Source organism: Ralstonia sp. 22086, assembly GCF_052045975.1.
Classification (GTDB): Bacteria; Pseudomonadota; Gammaproteobacteria; order Burkholderiales; family Burkholderiaceae; genus Ralstonia; species Ralstonia wenshanensis.
Genome location: NZ_JBQEPZ010000001.1, coordinates 1,280,803 through 1,296,202, shown reverse-complemented (window position 1 = coordinate 1,296,202; position 15,400 = coordinate 1,280,803). Strand labels below are relative to the sequence as shown.

The 15,400-nt window shown below is 63.3% G+C and carries 13 protein-coding genes; 6 read left to right on the top strand and 7 right to left on the bottom strand.

The features are described from left to right. Window positions 1–2: 2 nt before the first annotated feature. The gene (locus tag ACTJK6_RS06080) at window positions 3–671 is read right to left on the bottom strand and encodes a glutathione S-transferase family protein (RefSeq protein WP_260802970.1); all 669 of its coding nucleotides are present in this window, start codon (window positions 669–671) and stop codon (window positions 3–5) included. Window positions 672–802: 131 nt separating this feature from the next. Here ACTJK6_RS06080 and ACTJK6_RS06075 point away from each other — a divergent pair, with 131 nt between their 5' ends. Further along, window positions 803–1,615, top strand: coding sequence for a DUF6597 domain-containing transcriptional factor (locus ACTJK6_RS06075; protein ID WP_440838539.1), 813 nt, complete (start codon window positions 803–805; stop codon window positions 1,613–1,615). 13 nt (window positions 1,616–1,628) lie between these two features. On the opposite strand, the gene ACTJK6_RS06070 is transcribed toward ACTJK6_RS06075, so the two are convergent. Continuing rightward, complete coding sequence (locus tag ACTJK6_RS06070; protein WP_440838791.1) at window positions 1,629–3,386, bottom strand: GGDEF domain-containing protein; 1,758 nt, start codon at window positions 3,384–3,386, stop codon at window positions 1,629–1,631. 353 nt (window positions 3,387–3,739) lie between these two features. Continuing rightward, window positions 3,740–4,021, bottom strand: coding sequence for an antibiotic biosynthesis monooxygenase family protein (locus ACTJK6_RS06065; RefSeq protein WP_004629803.1), 282 nt, complete (start codon window positions 4,019–4,021; stop codon window positions 3,740–3,742). Window positions 4,022–4,273: 252 nt separating this feature from the next. On the opposite strand from ACTJK6_RS06065, the gene ACTJK6_RS06060 reads away from it, so the two are divergent. Continuing rightward, window positions 4,274–5,323 carry an AI-2E family transporter gene (locus tag ACTJK6_RS06060; protein ID WP_232042105.1) on the top strand — a complete coding sequence of 350 codons (1,050 nt, stop codon included), beginning with the start codon at window positions 4,274–4,276 and terminating at the stop codon, window positions 5,321–5,323. A 30-nt stretch (window positions 5,324–5,353) separates the two neighbouring features. On the opposite strand, the gene ACTJK6_RS06055 is transcribed toward ACTJK6_RS06060, so the two are convergent. Beyond that, window positions 5,354–6,598, bottom strand: coding sequence for a saccharopine dehydrogenase family protein (locus tag ACTJK6_RS06055; protein ID WP_440838538.1), 1,245 nt, complete (start codon window positions 6,596–6,598; stop codon window positions 5,354–5,356). 442 nt (window positions 6,599–7,040) lie between these two features. On the opposite strand from ACTJK6_RS06055, the gene ACTJK6_RS06050 reads away from it, so the two are divergent. Further along, complete coding sequence (locus ACTJK6_RS06050) at window positions 7,041–8,627, top strand: isocitrate lyase (RefSeq protein ID WP_232042107.1); 1,587 nt, start codon at window positions 7,041–7,043, stop codon at window positions 8,625–8,627. A 1-nt stretch (window position 8,628) separates the two neighbouring features. Here ACTJK6_RS06050 and ACTJK6_RS06045 read toward each other — a convergent pair whose 3' ends face one another. Further along, on the bottom strand, window positions 8,629–8,895 hold the full coding sequence (locus tag ACTJK6_RS06045; protein WP_440838537.1) for a hypothetical protein: 267 nt from the start codon (window positions 8,893–8,895) through the stop codon (window positions 8,629–8,631). 29 nt (window positions 8,896–8,924) lie between these two features. Between ACTJK6_RS06045 and ACTJK6_RS06040 the strand changes: the two genes are divergently transcribed. Further along, entirely contained in the window at window positions 8,925–10,220 is a 1,296-nt protein-coding gene (locus ACTJK6_RS06040; RefSeq protein ID WP_440838536.1) for an MFS transporter, read from the top strand. 55 nt (window positions 10,221–10,275) lie between these two features. Then, window positions 10,276–11,058, top strand: a complete 783-nt coding sequence (locus tag ACTJK6_RS06035; RefSeq protein ID WP_232042109.1) for a substrate-binding domain-containing protein — start codon at window positions 10,276–10,278, stop codon at window positions 11,056–11,058. Between the two features lie 36 nt (window positions 11,059–11,094). On the opposite strand, the gene ACTJK6_RS06030 is transcribed toward ACTJK6_RS06035, so the two are convergent. Beyond that, window positions 11,095–12,012, bottom strand: a complete 918-nt coding sequence (locus ACTJK6_RS06030; RefSeq protein ID WP_232042110.1) for a LysR family transcriptional regulator — start codon at window positions 12,010–12,012, stop codon at window positions 11,095–11,097. A gap of 550 nt (window positions 12,013–12,562) precedes the next feature. Here ACTJK6_RS06030 and ACTJK6_RS06025 point away from each other — a divergent pair. Continuing rightward, the gene (locus ACTJK6_RS06025; RefSeq protein ID WP_440838535.1) at window positions 12,563–13,834 is read left to right on the top strand and encodes a hypothetical protein; all 1,272 of its coding nucleotides are present in this window, start codon (window positions 12,563–12,565) and stop codon (window positions 13,832–13,834) included. Window positions 13,835–13,839: 5 nt separating this feature from the next. Here the strand turns inward: ACTJK6_RS06025 and ACTJK6_RS06020 are convergent, their stop codons facing one another. Further along, on the bottom strand, window positions 13,840–15,342 hold the full coding sequence (locus tag ACTJK6_RS06020) for a diguanylate cyclase (protein WP_440838534.1): 1,503 nt from the start codon (window positions 15,340–15,342) through the stop codon (window positions 13,840–13,842). Window positions 15,343–15,400 lie beyond the last annotated feature (58 nt).

Here is a 15,400-nt window from a genome sequence, read left to right as displayed (position 1 = left end):
GCTCAGGCCTGGGGAGCGGCTGCGCCGGCGGCCGCTTTGGCCTGGTCCTGTTCTTCCGCCAGAGCGAGGTCTGCGGCCCGGGCGCGCTTGACCGCGGGCCGTGCCAGGATGCGGTCGATATACGCGCGCACCACGGGCGTTTCAGGCATCAGCTTGAACATCGTGATCCAGTCCAGTGCGGCGCCCCAGAGCACGTCTGCCGCCGTGAAGCGCTCGCCGAGGAAGTAGGGCCCTTTGGCCAACTGGGCGTTGATCGCGGCAATGACCGTATCGAAGTCGCCATAGGGTGAGGTCGAATACGCGGCAGGCGGGCGGCCCATTGAATGGTCGACGACAGCGGGCTCGAAGCACGAACCGTAGAATGCCATCCAGCGCAGATATGCGCCGCGCAGCGGGTCGCCCACCGCGGGCGACAGCCCGGCTTCCGGATACAGTTCTGCCGCATAGAGATACACCGCCACCTGCTCGGTGACGACCACATCGCCGTGACGCAGCGTCGGCACCTTGCCTAGCGGGTTCATCGCGAGAAACTCCGGCGTCTTGTGCTGGCCCGTGGTCAGGTCGAAGGCGTGTACCTCGTAGTCGGCACCGAGTTCTTCGAGCAGCATGCGCATGCCCCGCGAGCGGCTGCGCGGCGAGTGGTAAAGGATCAGGTGGCGGTCTTGGGGCATCGTCGGCTCCGTATGCGATGGAAACGGGTGAGGAAAGACTGTCACTGTAGGCGCGGGGCATGCCTGCGTCTTGGAAAAATCCGCTGCGGCGGTGCATCATCGCGGCATTGTCTTCGCCCCCCGCCGCTTCCATGACCGATCTACGTGACGTTGCCGCCAAGCCAAAGGGTGTGGTCGATCCGCTGGCATTTCGCCAGCGCTTCCGCCTGAACCGTTACGAGCCGAGTGCTGCGTTGGCCGGGGTGCTCGAGCACCACTGGATTGTCGAATGGGACTTGCGCGGCCAGCCGCCCTATACGCAGCGCACGCTGCCGTATCCGTGCGTCAACCTGGTGTTCGACCGTCGGCAGACCGCTGTCTTTGGCGTGGTGTCGGGCGCGTTTGAAACCACATTGGCTGAGACGGGCCGCGTGATCGGCCTGCGCTTTCGGCCAGGTGCGTTTCGCGCGTTCTTCGGCAAGCCGGTGCGTTTGCTGACCGACAAGACCGTGCCGGTTTCCGATGTGCTCGGCATTGGCGATGCGCAGGCAGAAGAGATTGTGCTGGGTGCACGGGACGACGCCGGCATGGTGTCTGCCGCCGAAAGGCTGCTGCTACGCGTGCTGCCGCCGCCCGATCCGCAGGTTGAGCGCATCCACAGCATCTTGCAGTCGCTTCACCAGGACGCACGCCTGACCCAGGTGCGCGACCTTGCCGAGCGCGCCGGCATGAGCGAACGCACGCTCCAGCAATTGTTCTCGGAGTATGTTGGCGTGACGCCCAAGTGGGTGATCCGCCGTTACCGCTTGCATGAAGCGACTGACCAGCTTGCCAACGGCGCGGACGTGGATCTGGCTGAGCTTGCGCACGGGCTCGGTTACTTTGACCAGGCCCACTTCACGCGTGACTTCCGCCGCCTTGTCGGTAAGGCGCCCGCGGAGTATCGGCGCGCCAATCAGGCCTAGCGCGCCCGGCGCATCAATCCGCCGCGAGCGCCACGTCTGGCGACGCAGGCGGGCGGTCCGTCATGACGCAGTTGCGCCCCGCCAGTTTGGCGGCATACAGCAATCGGTCTGCACGCCGCAGCAGTGGCTCCAGTTCGGGGCCATCGGCCGCAGGTGCCGCCGCCACGCCAAAGCTGGCCGTCATGCGGCACGGCAGATCGGTGCCGGTGGGCACCGTCACCTCGGCAATGCGATGGCGGAGGTGATCGGCCACCGCGCGCGCCTGCGCGAGGTTATCTGCCCACACCATCACCGCGAATTCTTCGCCGCCGATGCGCGCCACCATGTCGGCGGACGGGCCCTCGGCGCGGCACAGGCTTGCAACCGTGCGCAGCGCTTCGTCGCCCACGGCATGGCCGTACGTATCGTTGATGCGCTTGAAGTGGTCGATGTCGAACATGATGAGCGCAATGAGCCGCGCTTCCGGCTGCGGCGATTTGCACATCGCGCTGGCGCGGTCTTCAAAGGCGCGGCGGTTGAGCAGATGCGTGAGCGGGTCGGTCTCGGCCATGCGCGCAAGTTCCCGCATCAGGTGCGCGCGCTCCAGTTCCAGCCGGCGGCGCTCGATGCTGTTGATGCGCAGCACGCGGATCGCCTCGAACATCGCGCGGATCTCGCGTCGCGCGAAACCGGTCGGGATGTGCACGCTCAAGTTGCCGCGCGCAATCCCGTCGATCAGCCGCGTGGCATTGACAAACGGCCCCACCACATTGCGGCGGAACGAGATCGTCATCCATGCCAGGGCGCCCAGCACCGACACCACGGCGGCCGCCGAGCCGATAAGCACCAGCAGCATCGCGCGCCGATGTTCGCGGATGTCGTCAACCGCCAGGCCCAGCACGATGTCGCGGAAATCCGTGATGGCGCGCATGGTGGGCACGTAGCGCTCGGCAAATGCGGCAGGGGTGATATCGACGCCGCCGGGCTGGCTGGCCTTCTCACGCACGGTGGCCACGTAGCGCAGCCCGTCGCCGAAGTATTGCGCGCCGAGCGTGGTGACGGCGTGCTGGTTCAATGCCGCCTGCGCGCCCACGCGGGTCTCGATCATGCTGCGCAGCTGGTCAATGCGGCCTTGTGTGCGTTCGATGGCAAGCTGCTCTTCAAATGTGAGCATGCGGTGCATGGCCAGCGCACCGGTAAAGCGCGAACCGAGCTGGCCCGCGTATTCACGCAAATCGGCCGACAGCCGCGCCAGCGTCAGGCAATTGAGCACGTCAGGATCGCCGCGCGTGATGTTGGCCGTGCGCGCGTTGACGATGGGCAGGAATTCCGGGATCACCGCGATCATGCGGTTCACGCCGTCGGCCAGGTCGCTGCTGCTGCGCGAGCGCAAGGGCAGGGCGGTCAGCCGGTCGATGTTGGCGCGGGCCGCGGCCAAGTGCGTTTGGGCGCGGCCTGCTGCCTTGATGTCGGCTTCGCAGCCTGGGCAATGTTCCGGACCCAACGCGTCGAGTAACTCGGCGATGTGTTTGTCGCTGGCGGCGCGCATGTGTTGCAGGGCCGCGATGCGCTCGGCCAGTACCGGCAAGTCTTCGCCCAGCACGCCGTTGGTCGGGCCGCGTTCGGCTGAAACCTTCTCCATGGCCAGCAGTGTCATGCGCAGCGCCTGGACGCTGCGGGCTGCATTGTCGGCGCGGCCGTACGCCAGCCACGCGTAGCCCAGCAGCCAGCACGATAACGACAACACCGGAACGAGGACGATGGCGACGCTGGCGCCAAAGCGCCTGTCCATCGACGTTTCAGAAGACATGAACGGAGTGGTTGAGCGTCTTGGCGGGCGGTTGGGCAGAGCCGGGAGGCTGTTGCGAACGGGTGGCACAGGTGCCCGCGCTCATTGCCGCACGCAGTGCACATCTCTGGCTAACGGCAGCATCGGGGGCTTCTTTACGCTGCCATTCAACCCGCGCCGCGGGAGCGGACTGCAAACAAATGCAAAAGGATTCTTACGAGATGTTCAGGCCAGAGCGCAGAAAAAGGAGCTGGACGGTCAGGCGCGTAACGCTGGCAAGGCACGAGATGAGTGCAAGCTGAGAACGCCGCGTATCTCGTGCCTTGGGGGAGGATCGATGGATTCGGGCGGGCCGATTACTTGACTGCCACCTCCGAGTGCACGACTTCCGGCGCCTTGGCGAAGAACGGCCCTACCAGCTTGCGCCATTCCTGGAAGTCGTCGGACTCGCGAAAATCGACCATATGGTCTTCCACGGTGTTCCAGCGCACGAGCAGCACGTAACTGGTGTCGCGCTCGACGATGTGGTGCAACTCGGCGCCGTGGCAGCCCTTGGCGCGGGCAAACAGCGGCAGGGCTTGCTGGACGGCGGCTTCAAACTCGCGCTGCTTGCCGGCGAGGATCTCGATGTGGGCCATTTCGAATACCACGTTGTGCTCCGTTCGGTTGGATGGGTGAGGAGACTATAGCTGGCAATGCCCGTTGCCATAGCCCGGCCGGCTTCGGGGTTGTTCGACCGTGGGCGCCAGCCTTCGACGGGCTTCGTAAGCCTGTCTGCCCCGCCGGCCGCCCCTATGACAACCGCGGTTGCGCGGGCATACTCGGATTTCATTGCCTGGCCTGGATCCTGCTCGGGCCTTTTAGACGTCACCTTCAAGCGAAAGCAACCCATGGATAGCGGAAACGACCACCAGAAATTTTTCTACCTCTTGCTGTTCGTCGTCACGCTCGGGCTCTGCTGGATCCTCTCGCCGTTCTTTGGCGCGGTGTTCTGGGGTGTCATCCTCGCGATCCTGTTCCAGCCCGTGCAGCGCGCGCTGGTCGCCCGGATGGGCAAGCGGCGCAATCTTGCTGCGCTCACCACGCTCGCCCTCATCATCCTGATCGTGATCCTGCCCGTCATCTTTGTGACGGCGACCATCGTGCAGGAAATCGGTGTTGCCTATCAGGAGATTCAGAGCGCGCAGCCGAATTATTCCCGGTACCTTTCGGAGGCGGTGCATGCGCTGCCAACCTGGGTGCAGCAGTTGCTTGCCAAAGCCGGCCTGACCAACATTCCAGGCATCCAGAAAAAGCTGGCCGACGGCGCCGCGCAGATCAGTCAGTTTGCCGCCACGCAGGCGCTGAGCATCGGGCAGAACACGTTCCAGTTCGTGGTCGGCTTTGGCGTAATGCTGTACATGGTGTTCTTCCTGCTGCGCGATGGCGCCGATATCGGCCGCCGCGTGCGCCGCGCGCTGCCGATGGATGAAGAGCACAAGCGCCTGCTGCTGAGCAAGTTCACCACTGTCGTGCGCGCCACCGTGAAGGGCAACATTGCCGTTGCGCTGGTGCAGGGGGCACTTGGCGGGCTCATCTTCTGGTTCCTCGGCATTGACGGCGTGGTGCTGTGGGGCGCGTTGATGGCATTCCTGTCGCTGCTGCCCGCGATTGGCGCGAGCCTCGTGTGGATTCCGGTCGCGGTCTACTTCCTGATGGTGGGCGCGATCTGGAAATGCGTGATCCTCGTTGCGTTCTGCGGCGGCGTGATCGGCCTGGTCGACAACTTGCTGCGTCCGCTGCTGGTCGGCAAGGACACCAAGATGCCCGACTGGGTCGTGCTGATCTCCACCCTGGGCGGAATGGAGCTGTTCGGCATCACCGGCTTCGTGATCGGGCCGCTGGTCGCCGCACTCTTCATGGCCAGCTGGGACATCTTTGCGCGCGGGCAGAACGATTGATGCCTCGGTCGAGCGGGTGTTTTATCGCGCTTATATCCGCTCGAAGCGCAGACCGGCATGGCGGGTCAGGCGCTCGATGAAACGCTCATCAAACATCGTGGCCGGCGTCCAGAAGCCGCCCGGGCGCCCGGTCTTGGTGCCGTCTTTTACGTGGTCCAGCGCGAGGCTGGCGGCCGCCTGACCCAGCATCTTGCCGGTCGAGCCATAGCCGGGGTCGCGATCCCCGGTCACCTTCACGCGCAACGTGTTTCCTTGATCGGTGCGGCCAAAGAGGCGCAGGTCGTAGCGGCCTGCCAGCTGTGCCGCTAGCGTGGGGCCTTCGCCGGGTTTGGGCAACAGAAAGCGCTCCATCACGATGCGGGCGGGCTTGACGACAATGCCGAGCATGAATGCGCCCAGGCCGGCGACCATCGCCACGGCCCTCAAACGGCCGCTCAGGCCGGACCCCGTCATCACCGCTTCGTCGTAGATGAATGGGTTGCCATAGGCGTTGCCGGACAGGGCGTTGGAGCGGTGCACCACGCGCTCGTTAATGGCCGCCATGACGAAGGGCGCAATCCACACATCGAAATCGGCATCGAATGCTGCGCCCCGGACCGAGCGCTGGCGTGCAGTGAAGCCGTGGCCCTTGGGGCATAGGGAGTAAGGGTCGGCCAGTTCCCTGCGCAAAGCGGGGTCGGCAGCGGCTTCTTGCACGACGTTGATCAGGCTGGCCACCGTGCCGCCAGATGCGCCGCCCTTGAGTGTCTTGACCCGCAACTTCACCTGCGTGGCCGGCGTACCCCATTCCCGCATGGCTTGTTGCTGCAGGAAGTAGACGCCCATGTCCGATGGCACCGAGTCGAAGCCACAGCAATGCACGATGCGTGCTCCCGATTGCTGCGCCGTCGCTTCATATTTGTCGATCATGCGCCTGATCCATTGGGTCTCGCCGGTGAGGTCGCAGTAGTCTGTCCCGCTTTCGGCGCAGACCTTGATCAACGGCTCGCCGTATAGCGCGTAAGGGCCCACCGTGGACACCACTACCCGCGTTTGCGCGCATAGGACGCGCAATTGGGCTTCGTTGGCAGCATCCGCCACGATGATCGGAACCGACTCTCCTGCTGCACCCAGTGAACGTTTGACCTCCAGGAGCTTTGCTTCGGATCGTCCGGCAATGGCCCAGCGCAGCGTTTCCGCATCGCCCGAGAAATGTTCAGCCAGATATCGGGTCAGGATCTGGCCGACAAAGCTGGTGGCGCCAAAGACGACCACGTCGTAGTCCGGAGCGAGCATGGAGTCTTCCTTTTGCTGTGGGCGGATGAGGGCGCTGGCCTGCGCCACTTCGATCGTTGAGCGGCAAGCACATAGTGGGGGCGCCGAGCCCGCCCGGCAACTGGCTGCGCGGGTATCACCGCTCCAGGTTGACGCGCGTCGCTCGGTGCTGCACCGGTGAATTTGCCGGACTTCAGCACCTGAAAGGCCGTTTCATATTGCGGAATTTGCCCCGAAATTCTTCGTTACCGCCGTCCCGTTTGCTGAAAACACGTTCCGCATCGCAAAATTTGTTTGCTATCTCTTTGAAAAATAAAGAGAAACTAAGTCTTATGTCTTATATAAGACCTTGCTGCGACGCGTCAAAGCCGACCTACAATAAATCCACGCTGCTCGCTTCGAACTCCGTAGCTGCACACGCAACCGATTCTTCTCAAACGCGCTTTATTTCCAGGAAATTGACATGGCCCAGTATCAAGACGACATCAAGGCAGTTGCCGGTGTGAAAGAAACCTACGGCAGCGCATGGAACGCGATCAACCCCGAGTACGCTGCGCGCATGCGTGCCCAGAACAAGTTCAAGACGGGTCTGGACATCGCCAAGTACACCGCCAAGATCATGCGCGCCGACATGGCCGCCTACGATGCCGATCCGGCCAAGTACACGCAGTCGCTCGGTTGCTGGCATGGCTTCATCGGCCAGCAGAAGATGATTTCCATCAAGAAGCACTTCAAGAGCACCGAACGCCGCTACCTGTACCTGTCGGGCTGGATGGTCGCCGCACTGCGCTCGGAGTTCGGCCCGCTGCCGGACCAATCGATGCACGAGAAGACTTCTGTCAGCGCGCTGATCCGCGAGCTGTACACGTTCCTGCGCCAGGCCGACGCCCGTGAACTGGGTGGCCTGTTCCGCGAACTGGACGCCGCCAAGGACGCAGCCGCCAAGGCCGCCATCCAGGAAAAGATCGACAACCACGTCACCCACGTGGTGCCCATCATTGCCGACATCGACGCCGGCTTCGGCAACGCAGAAGCCACGTACCTGCTGGCCAAGCAGTTCATCGAAGCGGGCGCCTGCTGCATCCAGATCGAAAACCAGGTGTCGGATGAGAAGCAGTGCGGCCACCAGGATGGCAAGGTCACCGTGCCGCACGAAGACTTCCTGGCCAAGATCCGCGCGATCCGTTACGCGTTCCTGGAGCTGGGCGTGGACGACGGCATCATCGTCGCCCGTACCGATTCGCTGGGCGCAGGCCTGACCAAGCAGATCGCCGTGACGAACACGCCGGGCGACCTGGGCGACCAATACAACGCGTTCCTCGACTGCGAAGAGCTGTCGGCCGACCAGCTGGGCAACGGTGACGTCGTCATCAAGCGCGACGGTAAGCTGCTGCGTCCGAAGCGCCTGCCGAGCAACCTGTTCCAGTTCCGTGCCGGCACCGGCGAAGCACGTTGCGTGCTGGATTGCATCACCTCGCTGCAAAACGGCGCAGACCTGCTGTGGATCGAAACCGAAAAACCGCACATCGGCCAGATTGGCGGCATGGTCAAGGAAATCCGCAAGGTCATCCCGAACGCCAAGCTGGTGTACAACAACAGCCCGTCGTTCAACTGGACGCTGAACTTCCGTCAGCAGGTGTATGACGCCATGAAGGAAGCGGGCAAGGACGTCTCGGCCTACGAGCGCGGCCAGCTGATGAGCGCCGAGTACGACGACAGCGAACTGGCGAAGCTCGCCGACGAGAAGATCCGCACGTTCCAGGCTGATGCATCGCGCGAAGCCGGCATCTTCCACCACCTGATCACGCTGCCGACGTACCACACCGCCGCGCTGTCGACCGACAACCTGGCCAAGGAATACTTCGGCGACCAGGGCATGCTCGGTTACGTGGCTGGCGTGCAGCGCAAGGAAATCCGCCAAGGCATCGCCTGCGTCAAGCACCAGAACATGTCGGGCTCGGACATCGGCGACGACCACAAGGAATACTTCAGCGGCGAAGCAGCGCTGAAGGCTGCGGGTAAGGACAACACGATGAACCAGTTCCACTGATTCATTGATGGACTGATCCGGTCATACCCCAAGCAAAACGCCAACCCATTCCGGGTTGGCGTTTTTTATTTTGCAGTTCCGACGCAGTGAATTGCTTGAGCCCGTCTTGCAGCAGTGCGGCCCCCGAGTTGCGCGGCGAAAACGTGGCGATGCAGGCCAGAAACGATTGATAACCAAAGCACATCAATCCTTCCGAAAATTGCACTTCTCGTTTGTCGGTCTCCCGGTGAATATTGCCAAAACGACAAAGCGCCGTTCGACGGTGCATTCTTTTTTTGGCTTCCAGGAGACACCTCGATGCACCCCCAGTCCAGCCTTTCGACCGGGCAATCAAAGGCCGCCGCGGTCTTCCGCGTCACTGCCGGGAATTTCCTGGAGCAGTTCGACTTCTTCCTGTTTGGCTTCTACGCCACGCAGATCGCCAACGTCTTCTTCCCAGCCCAGAGTGAGTTCGCCTCGCTGATGATGACCTTCGCCGTTTTTGGCGCCGGCTTCCTCATGCGGCCGCTGGGCGCCGTCGTGCTCGGTGCGTACATTGACGATGTCGGTCGCCGAAAGGGCTTGATCGTCACACTGTCCATCATGGCAAGCGGGACCGTGCTGATCGCGTTCGTTCCCGGCTACGCCACGATCGGCCTCCTGGCGCCTGCGCTCGTGTTGCTCGGGCGCCTCCTGCAGGGCTTCTCGGCGGGTGCCGAGTTGGGCGGCGTATCGGTGTATCTGGCCGAGATGGCCACGCCGGGCCGCAAGGGTTTCTTCACGAGCTGGCAGTCGGCCAGCCAGCAGGTCGCAATCGTCGTGGCGGCGGGCCTGGGGTTTGTGCTCAACCAATGGCTGAGCGCACCGGCCATCGCCGCATGGGGATGGCGCGTGCCGTTCTTCGTCGGTTGCATGATCGTGCCGTTCATCTTTGTGCTGCGCCGTAATCTTGAAGAAACGCAGGAGTTCAAGGCACGCAAGCATCGCCCGAGCATGAAAGACGTATTCAGCACGCTGGCGCAAAACTGGGGTGTCGTCATCGCCGGCATGATGCTGGTTGCCATGACCACCACGAGCTTCTACCTCATTACCGTGTATGCGCCCACGTTCGGCAAAACGGTCTTGCACCTGAGCACGGCCGACAGCCTGCTCGTCACGCTGTGTGTGGGGGTGTCGAATTTCGTGTGGCTGCCGATTGGGGGTGTGCTCTCTGACAGGGTCGGCCGCCGCCCGCTGCTCATCAGCATGACGGTGCTGACCATCGCCACCGCCTATCCGGCGCTTTCGTTCCTCGCGCACGCGCCGAGCTTCATGAACATGCTGCTCGTGCTGCTGTGGCTGTCGTTCATGTACGGCATCTACAACGGCGCGATGGTCGTTGCGCTCACGGAAGTGATGCCCGTGGAGGTGCGCGTTGCGGGTTTCTCCCTGGCCTATAGCCTCGCAACAGCAGTGTTTGGCGGTTTTACCCCCGCCATCTCGACAGCCATCATCCACATGACGGGCGACAAGGCCGCCCCCGGCTACTGGATGAGTTTTGCCGCCGTGTGCGCGCTCCTGGCGACGTTGACGCTGTATCGCCGTCGCGCGGTAGCGCTGGCTCCGGCCCACTGACGCAGAGCGCGTTCCGCATATTCACAAACACGTACGACCTGGCATGACCATCACCATGAAGACTCTGTTTCTGAAACTGTGCGCAGCCGCGCTCGTCGCAACCTCCGCAGTTGCGGCCCACGTGCAGGCGGCCGAGCTGCACGTCATGAGCTCCGGTGGCTTTACCGCCGCCTACAAGGTGCTCGGGCCGAAATTTGCATCGCAGACGGGCAACACGCTCAACACCGCGCTTGGGCCCTCGATGGGCAAGTCGCCCGAAGCCATTCCGAACCGGCTTGCGCGCGGTGAGCCTGCCGACGCCGTCATCATGGTCGGCTACGCGCTCGACGATCTGATCAAGCAGGGCAAGGTCATCCCGGACTCACGCGTGGAACTGGCCGACTCGCGCATCGGCATGGTCGTGCGCGAAGGCGCGGCCAAGCCCGACATCAGCTCCCCGGAGGGGCTCAAGCAAGTGCTGCTGCATGCCAAGTCGATTGCCTACTCGGACAGCGCAAGCGGCGTCTATATCGAGCGCGAGCTGTTCAAGAAGCTCGGCATTGAAGATCAGGTCAAGGCGAAGGCGAAGATGATCCCGCGCATTCCGGTGGCGTCAGTGGTGGCCACCGGCGACTACGAAATCGGCTTTCAGCAAGTGAGCGAGTTGCTGCCGGTGCAGGGCGCAACCTTTGTCGGCAAGATTCCGGAGTCGCTGCAATCGGTCACGCGCTTTGCCGCGGGCATCCCCGTTGGTGCGCAGCATCCGAAGGAAGCCAAGGCGCTTCTCGACTATCTTGCTTCGCCCGGTGTGCAGGCAGATGTGAAATCGACTGGTCTCGATTCGGTACTTGCCCATTGAGGCACCGCGCCCGCGTGGCACGTCAAGCGGCGCTGGCTATGCATTGCTTGCTGTCACGCCGCCACGCTTCGCTTCAATGATCATCCGGTGAAAAGCCTCGGCGGCCGGTGTGAGCGCCCGGCCGCGCCGCTTCACGATCCCCACGCGCCGGTTCACCACCGGCTCCACCAGCGGCACGCTCGTGAGAATCGGGTGGTCGCGCCCCGGCATGGCCATCGATGGCACCGCGGCAACGCCAAGCCCCGCTTCAACCAACCCCAGCATGGTGGTGACGTGCCGCGTCTCGCACACGCTGGGCGCTCGCGGCGCCACCGCTGACAGCGCCTGGTCCAGCAACAGGCGGTTGCCTGACGTCTTGTCCACCGAGACGTATTCGTGCGTGTAAAGCTCGTTCCACGTCACGCGCTTCTTTCGGGCGAGCGGATGATCGCGTCGGCACGCTGCAACAAACCGCTCCTGCAGCAGCATCTTGAATTCGATCTCGGGCTCCTGGCTGCCCATGAAGCTCACGCCAAAATCTGCCTCGCCGCTGATGACGGCGCCGAGCACTTCGTTCGCGCTTGCATCCAGCAGCTTGACCCTGATGCGCGGAAAGCGGCGGTGGTAGGTCGCAATCAAGTTCGGCAGAAAGTAGTAGGCCACCGACGGCACGCATGCGATGGTCACGTGCCCGAGGCGGCTCGATGAAACGTCGCGGATGCCGAGCAGGGCGACGTCCAGATCGTCGAGCAATTGTTCAGCACTGCGGGCAAACACGCGCCCGACGGTGGTGAGCGTGACGCTGCGCGTGGTGCGTTCGAACAAGGGCACACCCAGCGCGCTCTCGAGCTTGTCGATCCGACGGCTCAACGCGGGCTGGGAAATGCTGATCGCCTCGGCGGCCTTTCGGAAGTTGCCCAACTCCACCACCGCCCGAAAGGCCTGCAAGTCCGTCAAATCGAAATTGATGCCCACCGGCTTGCCTCCACATCGCAGATGCGCAGCATTTTGCGCGATTTATCACCGGGTGACACGGGGCGGACAAGGACGGAAGCGATGCGGCGGTCACGGTGATGCGCCCATTTGCGCAAGAGACCGTGCCCGAATGTTGGCCGGCATGCGACCCGGCGCTTTATCAAAAAAGCTCATCAAATCTGCCAATGCATTGAAATGTGCTGACGCTTCGTGTCACATGTCGCACCAAACCGCATCACCCCTCTTTCGTAGGGGGTGTGGCACGGTTCGTGCAATCTTGCGCGCGGTTTGACGACAACAAGAAAGTCGGGAGGTGTGTGAGCAACAAGCAGGTACCCCGGGGTACCGCTGTTGGAAGAGGCTTGCCCCACGGGCAGCATGGTGAAAATTTCGCGCCGACACTTCGACGTTCGACGGCCTTGTCGATGATCTCCGCATCTATCACGACGCGCTCAGCGCTGCCCAGATTGCGTCACTCATGGCGAGTTGATTGCCACGGGCCCGATGGGGCCCAGCAATCAGATGCACCTTTTCTTTCAAGGATTTTTTGATGACCGTGTTTTCTCAACGATGGATTGCCGTCGCAGCGATTGCGTTTGCGCTAGCGGGCTGTGGTGGCGGATCCGATAGCACACAGCCCAGCAGCACGACCGGCACGGGCAGTGGCACAGGGGCGCAAGGCGGTACCAGCGGTGGCACCAGTGGAGGGAGCACCGGCGGCCAGACCGGCGGAAATGGCGGTGGAACCACCGGCGGCAGTACATCGACCCAGTCGGCCAGCGCCGCCCTCGTCCAGAAATTGGGCAAGCCTTCGCGCGTGCTCGTGGGCCTCGGTTCGGGCCAGTCGATTTCGGATATGCAAAGCCAGGGCATTCGACCGGACATCATCGATGTCTACCTCGTGGGTGCGGGGCCTGGCTCGTGGCCCTACTGGAACAGCCCCGACGGCGCCTACATCACGTACAGCGCGCAGGCCGCGCAGGCCTATGGCGCAACGCCGATGTTCACCTTCTATCAGATGGCGCAGAACGGTGACGGCAACCTCAGCGGCATCACCGATGCGACGTTCATGAACACGTACTGGAGCCAGGCGCGATTGATGTATCAACGCATTGCCGCCCTGAACGCGCCCGTGCTGGTCAACCTGGAGCCCGATTTCTGGGGCTACGTGTGGGCGCAAGCCCCGAGCCATGACCCCACGCAGATGGCCGCGGTGGTGAACAGCCAGCCAGAATGCAGCAGCCTGCCCAACACAGCCGCCGGCATCGGGCAGTGCCTGGTGCAGATGGCGCGCCAGATCGCACCCAAGGCGCTGATCGGCTTCCCGCCCGCGTTCTGGTCAGGATCGCCGACTGCGGTGGCGGGGGAAATGCGTGCTGCGGCCGCGCACCAAGCCGACTTCATCGTTGCGCAGACCAGCGACCGTGACGCCGGATGCCTGGAAGTTGCCGCCGTGTCGGAGTGCACGGGCCGCAGCGGCACGTTCTACTGGGACGAGGCCAACATCAACACGCCGAATTTCCACCAGTCGCAAAGCAGCTACCTGGACTATCGGACCGCATTGGGCAATGGGCTGCCGATTCTCTGGTGGCAGACGCCGCTGGGTGTGGCGTCCAGCACGCCGGGTGGCACCAACCAGCACTATCGCGATAACCGCGTCGATTACATGCTGCGCAACACGCAGGAATACGGCGACGGCCATACCTTCGCCATCGTCTTCGGCTCGGGCGGTACGTACCAGACGACGATCAACACCGACGGTGGCCAGTTCGCGCGCCTGCTCGGTCTGTATCTGGGCGGGGGCGGGGCCACGCTGCAATAACCGGGCTAGGCAGCCGTCGCACAGTCAACGCGGTTGCGGCCTTTGCGCTTGGCCTCGTAGAGCGCATCGTCCGCAGCCTTGGTCAATGCGTCCAGCGACGCGAAGCTCGCGCGCCGCGCCGTAGCGCAACCGATGCTCACCGTGAAGGGGGCCAAGCCTGTGTTGCCGGTGCCGGCGCGGGTTCCTTCCACTTCGGCGCGGATCGCTTCGGCGATCCGCGTGGCGCCGGCTTCGTCCGTATCGGGCAACAACACCACGAACTCTTCACCGCCGTATCGGGCTGCGAGGTCGCCGCGCCGTCGCGCATGCTTGGAAATGCAGTTGGCGAGGACCTGGAGCGCGGAGTCGCCCTGGGCATGCCCGTGCTCGTCGTTGTAGCGTTTGAAGTGATCGGCATCGACAAACAGCACAGATAGTCGACTGTCATTGCGCTGCAGGCGGTCCCACTCGTTTTCCAGTGCGACATCCAGTGCGCGCCTGTTCTTCAGTCCGGTCAGCGGGTCGGTTTGCGTAAGCTCGCGCAGATGGCTTTCGGCCATCACGCGCCCACGCAGTGCAAAAGCCAGCAGCCATACGCCCGCGCAGAAGGCGAGGCTGACCGACAGCGACGACAACCCGACGATCCACGACAGCCGGTGCCAGGGTGCAAGTGCATCGCTCATTGCCGGGGCCACCACGGCGATGAAGGGTGTGCCCGGCACACGTTGGAATGTATAGAGGCGCAGCACGCCGTCGCTGGCCGACCGTGCTACGTAGAAGCCGGATTCCTGATTCACCATGCGCGGGAACGTCAACGATTTGCTGAAATTGAGCGTGCGGGCTGCGCCGGGAGGCGGATTTCTCGCCACCAGCGTTCCGTCGGTGCGGACAATGGCCGTGATGCCACGCGGCCCGACATCGAGCTTCCCAAGAAGCTGCTTGAAGTAATCGAGGTCGATTGCCACCAGCGCGGTGCCCGCGAACGTCCCGTCGGCTCGGTTCATCCTTCGGCTCAGTGCAATGGCCTCCACGCCTGCGCGTGAGCGCGCCTTATAGACGGCGGAGATATAAAGGCCAACGTTTGCGTGGTCGCGCTGGACGATGAAGTAATCCCGATCGCTGAAATCCCAGTGGTGCGTCGAGGAGCAGCAACCGTCAACGAGCCGGCCCTTGTCGTCGGTCACGCCCATGCCGGTGACATATCGGGCGGAGGCCGTCTGGCTGAAAAGCAGGTCGTGCTGTACCTCTGGATCGAGTTGCCGGATGCCGGGCTTGTCGAGCGCGGCAATCAGCATCAGCAGAGACTGATCCGCCGATTCAACGGTGCGCGAGATGTGGCTTGCCAGAACGGCGGCGACATTCCGCGAGGTTTCGTTAGCGTGCTCGATGGCCGTTTCGCGGTTGGCCCACAGTGTCAGCGCACTGATTGCCAGGACAATCAACGTCAGCAGCGTTCCCAGCGCACCAACGATAAAGGGATGGTGGCCTGCCGATGTGGCCAGCCGTCGGGCAAGGGGGCGAAGGGGCATGTCGTGGTCTTGGGCGCAACGACCGGCCGCATGTCTGCCTTTTCGACGGGGCAGACCG